Below are 18,949 nucleotides of genomic sequence, written 5' to 3' on the forward strand. Positions count from 1 at the left end.
TTTCACGCAGATTTTAAAAAGATGCAGGCAAACAAATTCAAATTTTTAGAGAAGTGGGTGCATAACCAAATTGCTTTTTAAAAGCATACGAGAAATGCGATAAGTTTTCGAAACCTACTTCATAATAAATCTCAGTTGGCTTTTTCTTGTTTTCAGCTAATAAATAATGAGCTAATTCCAGTCTTTTTTGAGTCAGCCACTTTTGTGGGGTTGTATTAAAATACTTTTTGAAATCCCGATTAAAAGTAGATAAACTGCGTCCGGTTAAATAACCTAATTTTTCCATTGGCATATTAAACATGAAGTTGCGCTGCATAAAATCGATCAGATCTATTTTGCCGGGTTCGTCAAAGTTGGCTAAAATAGTATCAATTCCTTTATCAATTTCCCTTAAAATGCTAATGGCTTCGGTAATTTTTAAAGAGGCAAGGTTTTCCGGAAAATCGCCTTCGACATCAAAATACGGGATTAAAGATGTCAGACAACTCTCTAATAACGGATGATTTTTATAACTGATAATTTTTTGCTCTGAAGTTCTTTTGGAATCTAAATCAATATTTTTATAAAACTCTTTTAGGCGTTTGGCCGAAAGATGCATAACAACCGTTTTATGAGGCTGGCCATTTTTAGGATAATTGATAATGGTGGCAAGTAAGTTTCTTGGAATCAGAAATATATCACCCGACTTAAACGTAAAAGTAGCATCGGCCTGAATGATTTTTGTTTCTCCTGAAATGAACCAAATCAACATATGATCGTCAAAAACCAAATCTGATTTAAAGAATTTATCCTCGTAACAGGAAAGTTTAATTTCGGGAGTTAGATATTTTGAGACATGTTCCATTTGCAATCGTATTAGTTTAATGCAATACCACCAAATTTGTTCTTTTCGATCAATCAAAGATAACAATCTCCGGTGGTATTTATATTTTCTATCGGAACCTTATTTAATTGATATCAAATGTTATTCCAGTCATTCTTTCGCTTAAATCCCATAACCTTTTGGCATTATCGTGATCTAAGGAGTAGGGCTGTACCCCACGAATTGTCGACGGATCATCGTAACGGTGTTCGATATTTCCTAAGTCAAGTTCGGCAATATCAGCGTCTTCGCAATATACGCCGCCAATATCATTAAGTATTGGGCTTACAGCACACCAGATGGTAGTGGCTGCTCCCTGCGGAATTGTTTTTAGCAAACTAGCCACTTCCGGTTTGATCTTGCCTTGCTGATCGTGAGTTCCTATTTGTTTGAAGAGTTCTATGGGTTCTTCTCTTCCTAAATCAGTTCCCAAAACACTTCCGGGATGTAGAGAATAAGCTCTGACATTGAATTCTTTGGCGCGATTGTCGAGTTCAAGTGCAAACAAATTGCAAGCGGTTTTTGATTGTCCATACCCTTGCAGAGTATCATAATCGCGATGAATAAAATTAGGATCATCAAAATTAAAAGGCGCCATTTGATGTCCGTATGAGGATACATTCAGGACTCTGGCTCCATTTGCTTTTTTTAGGGCCGGCCATAATTTTGCAGTCAGTTGAAATTGCCCTAAATAATTGGTCACTAATTGAGATTCATAACCACGATCGTCTCTGCGTAACGGTACCCACATAATTCCTGCATTATTAATGAGGAGATGCAAAGGTCTTTCTGAGGCTAAAAAATCAAGAGCAAACGCATCGATAGCTTCCGGGTTCATGAAATCTAATGGCTCTAATTCGACATTGGCAATTCCTTTGAGGTTTTTATGGGCTTTTACCAAATCTCTTGCTGCAACAATTACAGTTGCTCCGGCGTTTGAAAGTGTTTTGGTCGTTTCTAAACCAATTCCGGTATGGCCACCTGTTACAATCGCCACTTTTCCCGTAAGGTCAATTCCTGCGATGATTTCTTGTACTGTTGATTTCGCATTAAATCCTGATCCTAAAGGTTTTTGCAAGGCTCCCTGATAATTATTTGTTTTCATTTTTATAAATGTTATTTGTTATGAGGACAAAATTATAGCAACATGAGAGATTCCATTTTGTTTAAAACGTCAATTTACTTTGTTTAAAATGTCATCTAAAAATTCCAATCGGACAAAATTTAATTTTTGGGTTTGGCTTTGGGGAAATCCTTGCTTACATGAAGAATCACTTTCAGTAATAAAATTCTTAAACGTTTGTTTCAGCGTTATTTCAACATTTATTTAAAAGTGATTTTTTGAAAAAAAATTGCCTTTTCTGACTTGATAGATCAGAAAAAATATTGTTCATTTGCGCCTTAATTTAGAATTGGTTTAAATAATAATAACATGACAACAAAAATATTATCAACTGCCTGTTTTTTAAGAACTTCAGGTAAAATGATACAAAATCTTCAACAAAAACTTTCTTTTATCCTGTTCGGTTTGTTGATGAGTGGAGGATTGCTTCAGGCTCAAACAGCTGCAACAGGACAAATTTCAGGTACTATTATAACGAATGACGGAAATGCAAGTCAGGGGGTTATCGTCAGGTTAATTGAAAATAACAGAACCGCAGTAACGAATGCATCGGGAAATTATGAGTTTAAGAAAGTACCTTTTGGAAAATATACAGTAGAGGTTACCATGTCAGGATATGCGTCTTCTACAGAAACGGCTGAGATTACAGAACAAGCTCCATCAGCCACGGTAGATATCAGAGTAAATTCATCTGTTGAGAATCTTGAAGATGTTGTGATTCGTACGGGAGGAAATCGTTTTGCAAAGAAAGAAAGTATCGACGTGGCTAAAATGCCTTTAAAGAATATCGAAAATTCTCAGGTTTACGTCATTGTAAGCAAGGAATTAATGAAAGAGCAAGTGGTTACAGATTATAATAGTGCCTTTAAAAACGTTCCGGGAGCCGGTATTGCCGAAGTGAGAAACCAAGGAAGAACTACTTCTATATCAAGAGGTTTCCCTACACCGCAATTGGTTAGAAATGGGGTAGGAAGTTTTACTTATACGACAATCGATCCTTCAAATTTAGAACGTATCGAAGTGATCAAAGGGCCATCAGCAACACTTTTTGGAAGTACATTATCATCGTTTGGAGGATTGTTTAATCGTGTTACTAAAAAGCCTTTTGACAGTTTTAAAGGTGAAATATCCTATTCAGCAGCAAGTTGGGATCTTAACCGATTGACAGCTGATATTAATACGCCCATAAACGAAGACAAGACGGCTTTGTTAAGAATCAATACGGCTTTGCATAGTGAAAGAAGTTTTCAGGATGCAGGATTTAATAGAAATTTTTCTTTTGCTCCAAGTTTTTCATATGAAATAAATGATCGTTTAACGCTTTTAATCGACGCAGAATTTAGCATGTATAAAGCGACTTCGCCAACAAGACTTGCGCCGTTTGTCGTAAAAGGAACAGAAAGCAGTATCGAAGCCCTTAATATTCCGTATAAATTATCTTTTGCTAATAATACCATTAATTATACCAGTCAACAGTATAATATTTTTGCACAGTTGAAGTATAAAATGTCGGAGGAATGGACGTCTCAAACGGTGATATCCAGAACAAGATCTTCGTCTGATGGTTATACGGTGTCCTTGCAAATGATGTCTCCAACAACATTGAGACAACAGGTTACGTATCAGGAATCGCCTTTTTACGGAACGGATATCCAACAGAATTTTATTGGTATTTTTAAAATTGGTCAACTCAAGAACAGGGTAGTGGCAGGTTTGGATTTTTACAGCCTTCGTGCGACCCGTAATGATGCTATTGTAAACATGCCGGCTATGGATTATAAAAAACCGGGCGATGCTTATAACAATTTTAATGTAGATAAAGTGGCTCCGCTGTTTCTTGATCCTAAAATAAAATTCAACAATTTTGTATCGAATAATGAAAATACGTACAGCGCCTATGTTTCGGACGTTTTGAACGTAACCGACAAATTATTGGTAATGGGAGGTATTCGTGTAGACCGATATGAAAACAAAGGAACTTATTATCCTAGTAAAGATTCTATTGCAGGAAATTATAATCAAACGGCATTTTCACCAAAATTGGGAGTAGTGTATCAAATTATGAAAGACAAAATTGCTGTTTTTGGTAATTATATGAATGGTTTTAGCAATGTTTCGGGTTCTGATTTTAATGGAAATACGTTCAAACCCAATCAGGCGAATCAATATGAGGGAGGTTTTAAATTTGATTTGAATAAAATATCGGCTACCCTTAGTTATTATGATATTCAGGTTACTAATATTACACGCGATGATCCGGATCATGTTAACTTCTCTATTCAGGACGGAACTCAGGTGAGTAAAGGTTTTGAAGCGGAATTGATTGCGAACCCAATTTCAGGATTAAATATCGTAGCAGGTTATACCTATAATGACAGTAAATACGAAAAAAGTAATGCAAGCGTTCAGGGATTACGACCAACCACTGCGGGATCTCCGAGAACGGCCAATTTATGGGCAAGTTATAGAATTGTAAACGGTGCTGCACAAGGTCTGGGATTTGGTTTTGGGGGTATTTACGGCAGTGAATATTACCAGACGAATACCACAACTTTCAAATTTTCTATTCCGTCCTATACGGTTTTAGATGCCTCACTTTTTTATGATCAGCCCCGATACAGACTTGGACTTAAAGTAGACAATTTAACGAATGAAAAGTACTGGTCGTACAGGCTTGCAGCGCAAAACCCGACGCGTATTACAGCAAATATTACGTTTAAATTTTAAGTGCATTATTGAATCATTTTTAGAGTCAAAAAAGGGAATATTTCATTTTGAAGTATTCCCTTTTTTATGATTTAATATTTCACCCCGGCGGGGTTCCGGTTCAAAAAATTCTAATTTTTCTATAAATACGTCATCCCTCCGGGACTTAAATTGATTTTTATATATAAATATTTTACTTCTCAGATTTTTATTGCTTCAATCAGGTTATTGAAGTTTTGTAATCTCCGCCTATAATCGTGTAAAATTTCTGACCTGGAACTGAATTAATTTTAATCCTCTGAAATAGATCTCATTAGAACAACAATTCAAACCATAATCATTATGATACATAAAATAGAAACAGCAAAGAATTTAATTGCTTTTAGAGCACTTGGACAAGTAACAACAGCTGATTTTAAAACCGTTATACTTCCTGAATTAGAAGGATTATCAAAGGAATCCAACGAAATTAATTTTTTGTTTGCACTGGATACAGATGTTCAGAATTTTACTGAAAATGCATGGTTTCACGATGCCGTTCTTGGATTGCAGCAATTTGAAAACTGGAACAGGGTTGCTATCGTTTCCGATTCGGATGAAATGAATTTTAATGATGGATTTACATTTAATACCACCGGAGAATTACGTGGTTTCAAAAAGGGAGCTTTTAATAAAGCCCTGAAATGGGTCGAAGGAAATTCAACTTTATAAACGTATTATCATGAGAGCAATATGGACAGGATCAATCAGTTTTGGGTTAATTAATATTCCCATTAAAATATTTTCTGCCGTGCAGGAAAGTACACTTGATATGGATATGCTGGATGAAAAAGATCATGCCAACATCAAATTTAAAAGGGTGAATGAAAATACCGGAAAAGAAGTGTCTTATGACCATATTATAAAGGGATATAAAATCGACGATAAATATGTGATACTTGAAGATGCTGATTTTGAAGCAGCTGATGCTGAGAAAACCAAAACAATAGACATTCAGAGTTTTACTCTGGAAAATGAAATCAATAGTATTTATTACGAACAGCCGTATTATCTGGAACCTGATAAAGGTGCGATGAATGCGTATGCTTTGCTTCGTGATGCGCTTGAAGCATCCGGAAAAGTAGGCGTGACGAGTTTTGTTTTGAGAAACAAGGAAAGCCTGGCGATTTTGAAACCGTACAAAAATGTAATAGTATTAAACCGAATTAGGTTTGAGCAGGAAATCAGGGATACTACTGAATTAAAACTTCCTCCGGCTTCTAAAAAAGCCACGAAGGAAATGGATATGGCCGAAAAATTAATCGATCAGCTGACGGAAAAATTTGATATCAGCGCTTATAAAGACGAATATACCGCCAAACTTTTGCAAATTATTAAAAACAAAGCAAAAGGCAAAAAACAAGCAGCTCCAAAATTAAAAGTCGTACACAAACAAAGCGACGATTTAATGGCGATGCTGAAAGCAAGTCTGGAAAAAAAGAAATCCTCTTAGTGAGGATTTTTATTTTCCAGTTTATGTAATATCTTTTTGATATTGGCGCCTTTTCCTAAAACGGGTTTCCATAAATCGCCTTTTTTCTCAAAACGTTTCAGCACATTTTTGATGGTAAATTGGGATGGATGTAGTTTCGAATTTACTTCTTCCCATTCTAGCGGAGTTGAAACCGTTGCACCTGGTTTCGGTCTTACTGAATACGGTGCTGCCAGAGTTTGTCCGCGTCGGTTTTGCAGATAATCGATGTAAATTTTGTGGTTTCTTTTTTTGATACTTCGCTCTAAAGATGTGGTTTTAGGCAAACGGGATTGAATTTCTATCGCCAGCAATTCGCTTAAAATTTTGATAGAATCATAATCATATTGCGCCGCAAGCGGAATATAAACATGCAAACCGCTTGCGCCTGAAGTTTTGCAATAACCATCTGTTTCCAGCTCATCGAGAACTTCTTTTACGGTTAAGGCTGTTTGTACCACTTCTTCAAAATTATCTTTGTCAGGATCAATGTCAATGACAAGCCAGTCCGGATTTTCAATGTGTTTTACGGTCGAATTCCACGGATTCATGTCTATGCAGCCTAAATTTGCCATGTAAAGCAAGGTTTGTTTATCGTTGCAAATCAGATAATTTAAATATTCTTCATTCGATTCTGAAAAAACTTTTTTGGTTTTAAGCCACGACGGAATCTTATCGACATCGACATCTTTTTGATAAAAGCCCGGAGCGTTGATTCCGTTAGGAAAACGATTCATCGATTGCGGGCGATCTTTTAGATAAGGCAAAATAAAATCAGCAACTTCATTATAATATTGTACAATTTCTCCTTTGGTAATGCCATCGTCAGGAAAATATATCTTGTTTTGATTGGTGAGATGCAAAGTGGTTTTTCCTATTTTTAAATCGTAATCGTTGTCTGTTTTAGCATTAGGTTGCTCTTTCATGGTATCCTTTTTTAGTTCCGTTTCAATTGTATTAGTTGATTTTATAGCAGAAGGTATAAAAACTTCAGTGGGTTTTTTATCGATTCTTAACCCCAGATAAACCGGATGTCTTAAATGTTTGTCGTTTGTCCATTCTGAGAATTTTACCTGACAAACCAGTTTGGGTTTTACCCATTGAATCGCATCTCTCAGCATCATTTTTTCGCTAAGCGGAGATGCATCAACAAAGTAGGGCTGGAGCTTTGTATACAATTCTTTTAATGTAGCGTCTGTAAAACCGGTTCCGCATTTGCCTATAAACTGAAGCCTTTTTCCGTAATACTGGCCCAATAATATGGCCCCAAAATATTGTCTCGATTTTTTGGGTTGGGTTACTCCAATAATAATTGCTTCTTCTTCATTTGCAATTTTAATTTTAAGCCAGTCATTGCTTCTTTTGCCCGGAAGATAAGTACTATCGGCTTTTTTGGCAATTATGCCTTCGCCCTTATTTTGTAGTGCGAGATCAAATTGGTTAATGCCTTTTTCTACCGTATGTTCAGAGTACAAAACATTGGTAAAATCATATTTATTGAATAGGATTTTGAGTAATTGTTTTCGGTCAAGCAAAGATAAATCCGTAAGGAGATTACCATCTAAATTCAGGAGATCAAAAACATAATATTTTAAGGTTCCTAAACCTGTTTTAAGGTAGTTTTGAAGCAGTTGAAAATTAGCTTTTCCGTTTTCGTCTTCTACCACAATTTCGCCATCTAAAACAGCAATATGATCTACTTTTTGTAATTCATCTGCAATGGGTTTAAAATTAGAATTAAAAGACAGTTCATTCCGGCTAAATAATTGTACTTCGTTGGGATTAATTACAGAAATTGCCCTATAACCGTCGTATTTGTTTTCGAAGATCCATTGTGCATCATCAAATGCTTTCTCTTTTGTATTGGCAAGCATTGGCTTTATAAAAGTGGCAGGCTGCCCAGAGGATGGATTGCGTTTTTTTGAAGGTTTTTTTTCAGGAGCACTCTCGGCCGCTTTTTTTGATTTTTTTTCTAATTCTTCGAGTGTTCTTTCTGATAGCACCGATTTATTTTTATTCAATACATCAGTTTCCGTGGCGTGTGGATCCTGTTTTTTGATTAATAACCAGGCATTTTCCTGTTTGCCTTTTAGTTTGATCAAAGAGAATTCTCCTCTTAGTTTTTTGCCTTTTAGAATAAAACTTAAATATCCTTTTTTAAGATCGGCTAGCAGGGATTTTTCCGGATTATCAGTAGGTTCATCCGGTGTATAGGTACCATTATCCCAAACAATAACATTTCCGGCGCCATAATTTCCGGCAGGAATTGTGCCTTCAAAATCTTTGTAACTGTAAGGGTGGTCTTCGACCATCATCGCCAGACGTTTATCATCAGGATTCATAGAAGGACCTTTGGGAACTGCCCAGCTTTTGAGGACGCCATCCATCTCGAGCCTAAAATCATAATGCAAATGGGATGCAGCATGTTTTTGCACCACAAAAATCAGTTCGCTTACTGATTTGCCAACTTTTCCTTGTGGTTCCTGAGTTTGTTTAAAATCTCTTTTCTGATTGTATTTAGACAGTGACATATGCTTTTGCTAGTATTAAAAGAATGAAAGAAAAAGGGAGTAGACTGCGGTTGCAACAAGCCCGAAAACGATGTGGGCAAGGAGAAGCTGAAAATAATAGCCTTTGAAATCGATATCAGGCTGGTGATGGCTCATTTTAAACATAATCATCCAGCCGACAATGCCAATGATGCCGCTAACAAAACCTAATAAAAAGGCAGTTAAGAATGAAATAGGCAAAATGTCGTGTACCCATAACAGGTAATATCCTAAAACAAAAAGTAATCCAATGGCATAATGCAACAACCAGGCTAAAGTTGCTTTGGTTTTAATGGATACATCAATATGCAATTTGGTGAGCATAAAGGTAAGTAAAACAGGCTCTTTATATAATTCCCGAAAGCTTGCCGATGCCGCATAACTAAATAGCGTCATGGCAGAGGTTGCCGCAATGGAGGCAATTAGTATTTGTAAAAAAATATAAATATCCATATCAGAGTATGTTTTTAATTCATTTTAGTTAAGCAACGGTTGTATTGCAGGTAAAATAAAATAAACCATTGGCTGTAGCGAATGGTTTATTTTTAAGGTAAAGAGGCGTTATGCTTAAAACGCTCTGGGATTGTTGACAGGATCTTTTTCTTCCAGGTCCTGATCGATATCGTATTCCTGATCCAGTTCATCCTGATTTGTATTTGTGGTAAAACTGTCGATTTCACGATCATTCTCGTCATAATCTTCTACCAGATCGTCGTCCAGGTCACTTTCGTCAAGATCTTCATCATCGAAATATTCGTCTTCTTCATCGTCCCGATCCAGTGCATCTGAAAATTCGTCGTCTAAATCCTCTTCATCATCAAAATCTTCATCCTGATTTAAAATTTGATCTTGATTATCAAGCTCTTCATCATGACTTTTCTGATACTCATCTACATAACTTTCATTATTGCCAGGACTACTGGCATAAATATCATTTTCTTTTTGAGATTCGATGCGGATATCATCTTCGGGATGATAAAAATTACGGTCATCCCGACCGTAATTTTTGTTATTTCCTGTTATCATATCTAGTGAGTGTAAAAGGATTGTTATTTTTTAGTCGTTGTCGACTTTTTAGTATCGGCAGATTTTGCGGCACTTTTAGAAGTTCCTGTTTTTTTATCTGATGATTTTGCACTTGTAGTGCTGCTGTTTTTGTGGCTTGAAGTGTTCATAATGTTTGATATTAAATGAATAGATTAATAAAAACCTTTTTGCTCATGTAATTGAACTTTAAAAGGTTAAGTCAAAATTAGGTGGAACGTATCAAAAGGTACTTATAAGATTTGAACAAGTAATTATATAATTTTCAGCATTTTACATTTTTAAGGCTGATTTGTTAGGGATATCACTATAAATGTAAATTATATAATCAGAAAAGAATATTTTGTAAGTTATTTATGCTTATTTTTAAAATATTTACATAAAATTTTGTGCGTAAAATTAGAGCACATCTTTATATAGGAATTTTAAAGGTTTTGATTATGAATAAAAAAGGACCCATTGTAGTAATAGAAAATAAACAGGAAGACCGCAAATTATTTATTGAGGTTTTTAGTGAACTCAGCTACGCAAACCCCATTCTGTATTTTAATACTGCCGAAACGGCCTGCAATTATATGCTTCGTCATCATATTAAGCCTTTTTTAGTCTTCTCTGATATTGTATTATTGAATGTCATGAATTATAAAGTAATGGAAACAAATCCCGATAATAATGGAGTAGGTACCATATTCAATTGTCCGTATTTGTTTTTTACCACATTATTTGAACAAAGTTTCGTAATCGATCCCTATTCTTTGCCTACGCACAGCTATTTTGTAAAGCCGTTTGATTATGAAAAATTTAAGCAGGTTATAAAAACAATTATAACTTACTGGAGCAAATCGAAGTCACAGGCGCAGTACAATAAGAAAGAGAATAAAGCAGCAAGTAAGAGTTAATATTAAAGTTATTCAAAAAAAAAACTCCATTCACCGTGGCGAATGGAGTTTTTTATGAATTCAAAAAGTGATTCTTTGTCTTTGACTTTTAATGTGATAACTATTATCGAATCGCATATCTTAGTTTAAGTCCATAAGAGACTAATCTAACGTATGAATTAGAAGCATCAAGAATACTGTTGTATTGCAACTGCACAGGTAATGCCGGAGCATACTGTACCAGATTTTTGCTTTCTTTGTCTTTATAGATATTATTCAATCCGTAGTCTAAGTAAACACCTATGTAAATAGCACTTTTGTCCCCAATATTTTGTTTTAAACCGGTTTCAAAAGTAGCGGAATACGAGACATCAGTATTCAGATCTTGTTTGCTTGTTTTTAGGTTGTTTACATTTTCAAAACCTGCAAATGCCGGATCAAACAATTCAACATTATACTGCGGATAATACCCGCTGGTTGTCAGGTTTTGCATCGTTGCTTCAAAAGTTCCGCTTGTAGCAAATCCTATTTTGGCTCCTGCTGCAAGATATAATTTTGTAGGCCCCGGAGTTTCGAATTGAATCGTAATTGGGATATTGACATAACTTAATTTTTGCGTCTCTCTTAAACCTGTTGCTTTATATCTAAACTGAAAAGCTTCACTCTCAGAATCAACAGCATTATATTGTCCGCTAATAAACTGATATTTGTTGTCAGATCTGTAAGTTTGATATTCAGCACCAATACCAATACTTAAACCTTCATTTAAGTAATAGGAGTATCGGATTCCTGCACTTATGCCATTTCCCGGTACTACATCTCCCGTTTTACTTTTCAGAAATGAAAATGGTCCTCCTACAGCGATTGATAATTCCTGCTTTTTATCCTGTCCATAACTAGTTAGGCATGATCCTAAAAGTACCGTAACAATTGATATGGATGCTATATAGTTTCGTATATATTTTTTCATCTTGTTTTTTTTTATGCCAGTACTATCCAAAAACAGTACTGGCAGATTTTATTTATTTTACAATTACTTTTAGTGTTTTCTTGATATTGGCAGTTTCAATAACTACAACATACATATTGCTCTCCGCATCAGGTAACTGAATTTCAGTTAGTACTGTAGTAGACTTCAATGTTTTTACCAATTGGCCAGAAACAGAATAAAGGCTTATTTGCATGTTTGCCAATTCTTCTGCAGGGAAGTCTGCTTCAACCGTAATCGTTTTTCCTGTTAGCACCGGGTTAGGATATAGCTTAGCCGATATTGATTTTTGTATTATCACTCTGGCAGTACAAGTTTGCAGTATTTTTCCATCTTTGGTAGTCATTTTTACACTATAATCTGCTGAAGGATCTAATTTATTTCCTAAATCTTCTCCGGCTGTGTAATATTGACCCGTTCCTATTTGTTGTCCGTTTTTGAACCATTGGTAAGAAACAAATTCGTAACCTCCATTGGTTTGTGGATTGTTGTTGACAATAAGAACGTTATTGAATTTTTGATGAACAATATCATAAAACCCGAATGGTTTTTCTACAATAATGGTATAAGTGGCACTTACTGTTCCGTCCTGAGAAGTAACGGTTGCATTTTGTGTGTAAATTCCCGGTTTAGGAGTTAGAACAGTAAAATTCGCTGAAGGTGTAATGATTGCACCGGTTTCGTTTAGAATGGCAACATTTACATTGTTTTCATCACAACTCATCAGGTATTTAATTTCCTTAGCAGGAATTGGGTAAACCTTATTACCAACCGTAATTTTAGCAACTGTTATATCGTTGTTTTTAATAACAAGAATTTGCGAAACATCTGCTGCAGGTAAATAATTTGCATTACCATCCTGATGTGCTACGATTAACAAATCACCTGATCTTAACAGATTAACCAGACCAGCTGCAGAAACATTAGCAGGAGGAAGGGCAGAAGTGTATGTGAAAGAGTAGCGAATGGCTAAACCTGAATTTGAAGCAGCTTCTAAATTGAAGTTGTTGATAACTCCAAGAGTTTTTGGAGGTATCGCAGCAAAAGTAATTTGTTGTGCCGCTTGATTGATCGTAAGTTGCGCAGTAAGCGTAACCGGAGAACAATTAGGCGTGGTTGCAGCTGGTGATACTATTGCAGTAACCGTATAAACACCGGCATTAACTGCACCATTTTGAGTACTGGCTGTTGGTGTAATAGTGTATGCTACAGTAGCTCCGGCAGGAAGATTTGCCACTTGTAAGGCGTGAACATTTCCATCATAAGTATAGGCAGTATCGCTAAAAGTTACCAGATTAAGAGGAGAAGCCGTTACATTAAGTGTTTGAGTCTGAGTAGCAATATTACCGTGACCATCATCATAACGCCATGTAATTACATAACTTCCTACAGTTGTATAGCTTAAAGGATCAGTTGTTGTACCATTTATGGTTCCTGTACAATTATCAGTAGCTGTTGGAACAGGAATCTGGGAAGATAAAATGGAACAAGTACTGGTTATAGCCGGTAGATTTGTTACATCAGGAACTGGTGCTGTTACATCAGGGATAGTTGATATAGTAACAGGATTTGTTGTCTGACAGCCGTTAGCATCTGTAATTGTTACTGTATAATTTCCTGGGGCAAGTCCTGTTGCTGTAGCAGCATTTCCACCAGATGGTGACCATAGATAGTTATAAGTACCCGTTCCGCCTGTTGCAGTAGCAGTAGCAAATCCGTCAGCTGCTCCAAGACAAGTTACATCAGTTTGTGTAACTGTAGCAGTAAGAACAGAAGGTTCAGTGATAGTAACGTTTTCAATTACACTACAGCTATTTTCGTCTGTAACAGTTACCGTATAATTACCCGGAGCTAGTCCTGTAGCTGTATCTGAAGATCCACCAGTAGGAGACCAAACATAAGTATAGTCACCAGTTCCTCCAGTCGCTGTTATTGTAGCAGAACCGTTATTTGCACCATTACAGTTTACATTTGTAGTAGTTGTGGTAGCTGTAAGTAGGGTAGGTTCTGTTATGGTAAAACTTTGTGTTGTTTGACATAAGTTCTCATCTTGTATGGTCACGGTATAATCTCCTGCCGTTAATCCAGTTGCAAAAGAACCGGTACCTCCTGATGGAGACCAAGAATACGTATAATCTCCAAATCCGCCAGTTACATTTACTGAGGCAGATCCATTAGCTCCTCCATTACAAGAAACATTAACCTGACTTCCGATAGAAGCTATTAGTGGATCTGGTTCAGCAATAGTAAAGTTTTGAGTTGCGTTACAATTATTTTCATCTGTTACAGTTACGGTATAAGTGCCGGGACTAAGTCCTGAAGCTGTATCTGTATTTCCGCCTGATGGTGACCATACATAAGTATATGCACCCGTTCCTCCCACAACATTCACAGTTGCAGAACCGTTGTTTGCTCCGTTGCAGGTAACATTAGTTAGAGTTCCCACAGAAGCTGTTAATGCACTTGGTTCAGTTATGGTAATGTTTTCAGTTATGCTACAGTTATTTTCGTCTGTAACAGTTACCGTATAATTACCCGGAGCTAGTCCTGTAGCTGTATCTGAAGATCCACCTGTAGGAGACCAAACATACGTGTAGTCACCAGTTCCTCCAGTCGCAGTTATAGTAGCAGAACCGTTACTGGCTCCATTACAATTAACATTTGTACTAGTAGTAGTAGCTGTAAGCGCGGCAGGTTCTGTTAAAATGAAACTTTGTGTCGTTTGGCATAAGTTTTCATCCTGAATAGTTATGGTATAAGTCCCTGCAGTAAGTCCGGTTGCTGTAGCAGCAGTTCCTCCAGATGGCGACCATGCATAAGTATAGTCTCCGGTTCCACCCGTTACACTTACTGAAGCAGATCCGTTAGTTCCTCCATTACATAAGACATTAGTTTGTGTTGGGATAACGACTATAGCGGCAGGCTCATTAATAGTAAAGTTTTTTACAATTGAGCAACCATTAGGAGAAGTTATTGTTACACTATAGTTACCCGCAGTAAGGTTGTTGGCAGTATCAGCATTACCTCCTGAAGGAGACCAATCATAGGTAAAAGGACCAGGTGCACCTGATGGTACTACGGTAGCCGAACCTGTATTGCCTCCATTACATAAAACATCGGTATGTGATGTAGCAGCAACCAGTGTATTGATGGTATTGATAGTAAAGTTTTCAGTTAAGGTACAACCATTAGCATCTGTAATTAAAACACTATGGTTTCCGGCAACCAATCCTGTTACGGATGCAGTTGTGTCACCAGACGGTGTCCAAGAATAGGTATATGGTGTTGCACCTCCGCTAACTGTAACAGAAGCTTGTCCTCCAATTAAGCAGGTAGCGTTTATTTCGCTCGTGGTAGCACTTAGGGCTGAAGGTTCATTAATAGTGAAACTTTGATTGTATATACATCCATTACCATCTATAATAGCACACATATAAGTTCCGGCTGTAAGTCCTGATACTGTTGCAGTTGTAGCTCCTGAAGGCGACCATGAATAGGTGTATCCTGCTGTTCCGCCGCTTACCGTTACAGTAGCTGTTCCGGTAGCTGCACCATTACATAAAACATCGGTTTGAGAAGGTATTACGCTTAATGGTGCAGGCTCAGCAATAGTAACATTTACTGTTGTTGAACAAGTGTTTTCATCTTCAATAGTTACTGTATATGCTCCTGCACTCAATCCTGAAGCAGTAGCTGCAGATCCCCCGGTAGGAGACCAAAGATAGGTATAGCCACCAGTTCCACCAGTTGGGGTTACAGTAGCAGAACCGTTACTGCCTCCATTACAGGAAACATCAACTGTTGTAGCAGTTCCGGCTAATTGAGCAGGGCTACTAATTGTTATATTTCTGATTATTGAACATCCATTGGCATCCGTGATCGTACAGGTATAATCTCCTGCAGGTCTGCCACTAATAGTCGCTGTTGTACCTCCTAAAGGAGCCCACAGATAAGTATAGACAGGAGTTCCTCCTGATACAGTTACACTTGCAGTACCGTTGGTTCCGCCAAAACAAGTAACACCTGTTGAAGCTGTAGTGGCAGAAAGAGCTGCCGCCGGTTGTGTGATCGTAAAACTTTGTGTAGTTTGACAAAGGTTGGCATCTTCAACAGTTACTGTATAAGTTCCGGCTGTAAGACCAGAAGCTGTACCTCCAATACCTCCAGATGGTGCCCATGAATAAGTATATGCACCAGTTCCTCCTGTTACGCCTACGCTGGCAGATCCTGTGGCATCACCATAGCAACCTATGTTAGTAATTGCCGCTTGCGTTGCCACTAGTGCTGAAGGTTCTGTTATTGTAAAACTTCTTGTCGTTTGACAAAAGTTGGCATCTTCAATAATTACCGTATAAGTTCCGGCTGTTAATCCTGAAGCTGTAGCTGCTGTACCTCCGGCTGGTGCCCATGAGTAGGTATACCCACCAGCTCCGCCTGTTACGTTTACAGTTGCAGATCCTGTTGGAGCTCCATTACATAAAATATCAGTTTGTGAAGTGGTCACAGCAAATGGTGCTGGCTCTGTAATAGTAAAACCTTGTGTAGTTTGACAAGAGTTCGCATCTGTAACGGTTACCGTATAAGTACCCTGCGTAAGCCCGCTTGCCGTAGCACCAGTACCACCACTAGGGGACCATGAGTAAGTGTATCCACCAGCTCCTCCGGTAGCAACAACAGTTGCATTTCCGTTGGATCCTCCATTACAGCTAACATTGTTAATAGTTCCTTGAGAAGCTACTAATACAGGAGGTTGTGTTATGGTAAAATTTTGTGTAGTTGGACAAGAATTTGCATCTGTAATAACGACACTATAGTTACCCTGAGCAAGACCGGTTATAGAACTTGTTGTAGCTCCATTAGACCAAAGGTAACTATAACCACCAGCTCCGCCGGTTGGTGTAACAGTTGCTGACCCGTTTGATCCTCCATTACAGCTTACATTAACTTGTGTAGGGGTAGGAGTAAGGACTGGCGGTTGTCCAACTATAATATTGTTTATAGTTCTTGTACAACTGTTAGCATCAGTAATCACAACGCTATAAGTTCCCGCTGTAAGACCTGATGCAGTAGCCGCAGTACCTCCAGCTGGTGACCATAAATAAGTATATAGAGGAGTTCCCCCGGATGCTGTAACAGTAGCAGTACCGTTAGCTCCTCCGTTACAGGAAACAGATGTTGTAGCAACCGTACCATTAAGAATAGCAGCAGGGCCTCCTACGATAATATTGTTTATCGTTCTTGTACAGGCATTGGCATCAGTAATGGTAACGCTATAAGTTCCGGCTGCAAGACCTGATGCCGATGCTCCTGTACCTCCGACTGGTGACCATAAATACGTATATGCTCCTGTACCTCCGGAAGCGGTAACAGAAGCTGTACCATTAGAACCTCCAAAACAAGAAACTGGAGTACTGGCAGAAATTCCGGTAATACCGGAAGCAGGTTGTCCTACAATAATGTTGTTTATCGTTCTTGTACAGGAATTCGCATCCGTAATAGTCACGCTGTAAGTTCCTGCTGTTAATCCTGATGCTGTTGCTCCTGTACCTCCGGATGGTGCCCATGAATACGTATATCCAGGTGTACCTCCTGTGGCTGTAACAGTAGCTGTACCATTAGATCCTCCAAAACAAGAAACTGCTGTAGTAGCCGTAGTCCCGTTAAGAATAGCTATGGGTTGCGCAATAGTAACAGTTTGTGTTTTAGTACATAAAATATTATCTGTAACGGTAACTGTATAGGTTCCGGCAGCTAATCCGGATGCTGTTGCTGCTGTGCCTCCCGTAGGAGACCATGAGTAAGTATAAGGACCTATTCCTCCAGAAGCAGAAAGAGTAGCTGAACCATTGCTGCCCCCAAAACAGCTAACATTTGTTTGTGCGGTGATGCTGGTAGTTACGTTAGAAATGGTTATTATTCCACCATTTGATGTTGCACTTGGCGAACATGGTCCTGAGGCTACAAGCCTATATGTATAACCACTCATTCCGGCCGTAGCTCCCGTAATGGTTAAAGTAGTAGTAGTAGCGTTAGAATAAACTCCTCCGTTGGTTATATTAGTATAACCACTTCCTGTATTAACCTGCCATTGATACGTAACAGCATTTACAGCAGTAGCACTAAATGTTGTATTAGATCCGGTACAAATCGTTCTGTTAGGCGGATTTCCGGTAATACTTATAATACTTCCTGCTGACTGTGCAATTGTAAAAGGTTTTGAAATTGATGTTCCTTCATTGTCAGTAATCAAGACAGTATAAATTCCTGCTGTAAGACCTGTAACAGAAGCTGTTGTTGCTCCTGTAGTCCATGAATAGGTATAAGGTGTTGCCCCTCCTGATGGCGTTACGGTTGCGGTTCCGTCACTCCCACCAAAACAGGTTACATCTGTTTGTGCCTCAGTAGCTGTAAGAGGCGCTCCTGTCGTAAAAGTCATGTTGGCACCATAAGAAGTACCCGCTGAGTTTATAGCGTAAGCCCTATAATTTATTGTTGTTCCTGATGGAAAAGAAGAAAGAGCGCTGAATACTCCACTGCCTGTCCCAATTTGTATTTTATTTCCTGATGTTGTCGGATTAGCAGTTAATCCCCAAACGATACCACGTTCAGTTACGGTTCCTCCACCGTCTGCAGTTACATTACCGCCTACTGTAGCTTTTAATGCACCAACATTTGTAGCTGCTGTTGTTGTAACTGTTGGAGCTGTTGCCACAACATTAGTCCACCCAAAATTGTCAATAGCAAAATAATCGTAATTGCTGCTCAATTGAATTTCAAGCTGATCAATGCTGAAGTTGGTATTATCTGTACCCCCTTCGGTGGCAAAATTAATTGAGAAGAATCCATTGCCTGGCAGAGCTAATCCTGTATTAGCACCCGTTGTATTTTTTACAACAGTAAATTGTGTAGCACCTGCAAGTTTACCTCTGAAAGTAATTGATCCTGCTCCTCCGCCATTGGTAACTCCAGGAGTTGCACTAGAGTTTCCGGATACAAAAAGCCATAAGTTGTTGAGTTTGAAATTACCGCTTGCCGCGTTAATAGTTCCAGTTTGGCCATAAGATCCTGCCGGATTTGCCACCTGTATAAATTTGGTACTTTGGTTATATCCCAAGGCTGAAAAAGTAACGACTGTGAAGCCAAATGGTGAACTCAAATTAAAGGTTTTCCCACTACTTGTAAAAGTCGGCAGATTTGGAGTAAAACTCTCAAATGTTTCAACTGTTTGTGCAGTTATTTGCTGCATCGTAAAAAACAGAAGAATTAGTAATACGTAAAGTTTTTTCATA

General features: G+C 38.0%; 12 protein-coding genes. 4 read left to right on the top strand and 8 right to left on the bottom strand.

Features of this window, described 5'->3' with window-relative positions; all coding sequences use genetic code 11:
• Positions 1–37: 37 nt before the first annotated feature.
• Both ACQY44_RS05685 and ACQY44_RS05690 read right to left on the bottom strand, forming a co-directional pair.
• A complete protein-coding gene (locus tag ACQY44_RS05685; protein ID WP_428229426.1) occupies positions 38–844 on the bottom strand; it encodes a helix-turn-helix domain-containing protein in 807 nt (268 codons plus the stop codon).
• 103 nt (positions 845–947) lie between these two features.
• Positions 948–1,967: an SDR family NAD(P)-dependent oxidoreductase gene (locus ACQY44_RS05690; protein ID WP_428229427.1), complete on the bottom strand. Its 1,020-nt coding sequence runs from the start codon at positions 1,965–1,967 to the stop codon at positions 948–950.
• A 327-nt stretch (positions 1,968–2,294) separates the two neighbouring features.
• On the opposite strand from ACQY44_RS05690, the gene ACQY44_RS05695 reads away from it, so the two are divergent.
• The 3 genes from ACQY44_RS05695 (at position 2,295) to ACQY44_RS05705 (ending at position 6,183) form a co-directional block, all read left to right on the top strand.
• Positions 2,295–4,712: a TonB-dependent siderophore receptor gene (locus ACQY44_RS05695; RefSeq protein WP_428229428.1), complete on the top strand. Its 2,418-nt coding sequence runs from the start codon at positions 2,295–2,297 to the stop codon at positions 4,710–4,712.
• Between the two features lie 321 nt (positions 4,713–5,033).
• A complete protein-coding gene (locus tag ACQY44_RS05700) occupies positions 5,034–5,402 on the top strand; it encodes an STAS/SEC14 domain-containing protein (RefSeq protein WP_428229429.1) in 369 nt (122 codons plus the stop codon).
• 10 nt (positions 5,403–5,412) lie between these two features.
• On the top strand, positions 5,413–6,183 hold the full coding sequence (locus ACQY44_RS05705) for a Ku protein (protein ID WP_428229430.1): 771 nt from the start codon (positions 5,413–5,415) through the stop codon (positions 6,181–6,183).
• On the opposite strand, the gene ligD is transcribed toward ACQY44_RS05705, so the two are convergent.
• The 4 genes from ligD to ACQY44_RS05725 form a co-directional block, all read right to left on the bottom strand.
• A complete protein-coding gene (gene ligD / locus ACQY44_RS05710) occupies positions 6,180–8,732 on the bottom strand; it encodes a DNA ligase D (protein WP_428229431.1) in 2,553 nt (850 codons plus the stop codon). The genes ACQY44_RS05705 and ligD overlap by 4 nt on opposite strands.
• Before the next feature lie 15 nt (positions 8,733–8,747).
• The gene (locus tag ACQY44_RS05715; protein ID WP_428229432.1) at positions 8,748–9,203 is read right to left on the bottom strand and encodes a hypothetical protein; all 456 of its coding nucleotides are present in this window, start codon (positions 9,201–9,203) and stop codon (positions 8,748–8,750) included.
• Positions 9,204–9,317: 114 nt separating this feature from the next.
• Positions 9,318–9,776, bottom strand: a complete 459-nt coding sequence (locus tag ACQY44_RS05720) for a hypothetical protein (RefSeq protein ID WP_428229433.1) — start codon at positions 9,774–9,776, stop codon at positions 9,318–9,320.
• A gap of 23 nt (positions 9,777–9,799) precedes the next feature.
• Positions 9,800–9,925 carry a hypothetical protein gene (locus ACQY44_RS05725; protein ID WP_428229434.1) on the bottom strand — a complete coding sequence of 42 codons (126 nt, stop codon included), beginning with the start codon at positions 9,923–9,925 and terminating at the stop codon, positions 9,800–9,802.
• 309 nt (positions 9,926–10,234) lie between these two features.
• On the opposite strand from ACQY44_RS05725, the gene ACQY44_RS05730 reads away from it, so the two are divergent.
• The gene (locus ACQY44_RS05730) at positions 10,235–10,693 is read left to right on the top strand and encodes a hypothetical protein (RefSeq protein WP_428229435.1); all 459 of its coding nucleotides are present in this window, start codon (positions 10,235–10,237) and stop codon (positions 10,691–10,693) included.
• A gap of 103 nt (positions 10,694–10,796) precedes the next feature.
• On the opposite strand, the gene ACQY44_RS05735 is transcribed toward ACQY44_RS05730, so the two are convergent.
• Together ACQY44_RS05735 and ACQY44_RS05740 are read right to left on the bottom strand one after the other, a co-directional pair.
• On the bottom strand, positions 10,797–11,642 hold the full coding sequence (locus ACQY44_RS05735; RefSeq protein ID WP_428229436.1) for an outer membrane beta-barrel protein: 846 nt from the start codon (positions 11,640–11,642) through the stop codon (positions 10,797–10,799).
• Positions 11,643–11,694: 52 nt separating this feature from the next.
• The gene (locus tag ACQY44_RS05740) at positions 11,695–18,948 is read right to left on the bottom strand and encodes a T9SS type A sorting domain-containing protein (RefSeq protein ID WP_428229437.1); all 7,254 of its coding nucleotides are present in this window, start codon (positions 18,946–18,948) and stop codon (positions 11,695–11,697) included.
• Position 18,949 lies beyond the last annotated feature (1 nt).

It is taken from the genome of Flavobacterium sp., from assembly GCF_965277525.1.
Taxonomy (GTDB): domain Bacteria; phylum Bacteroidota; class Bacteroidia; order Flavobacteriales; family Flavobacteriaceae; genus Flavobacterium.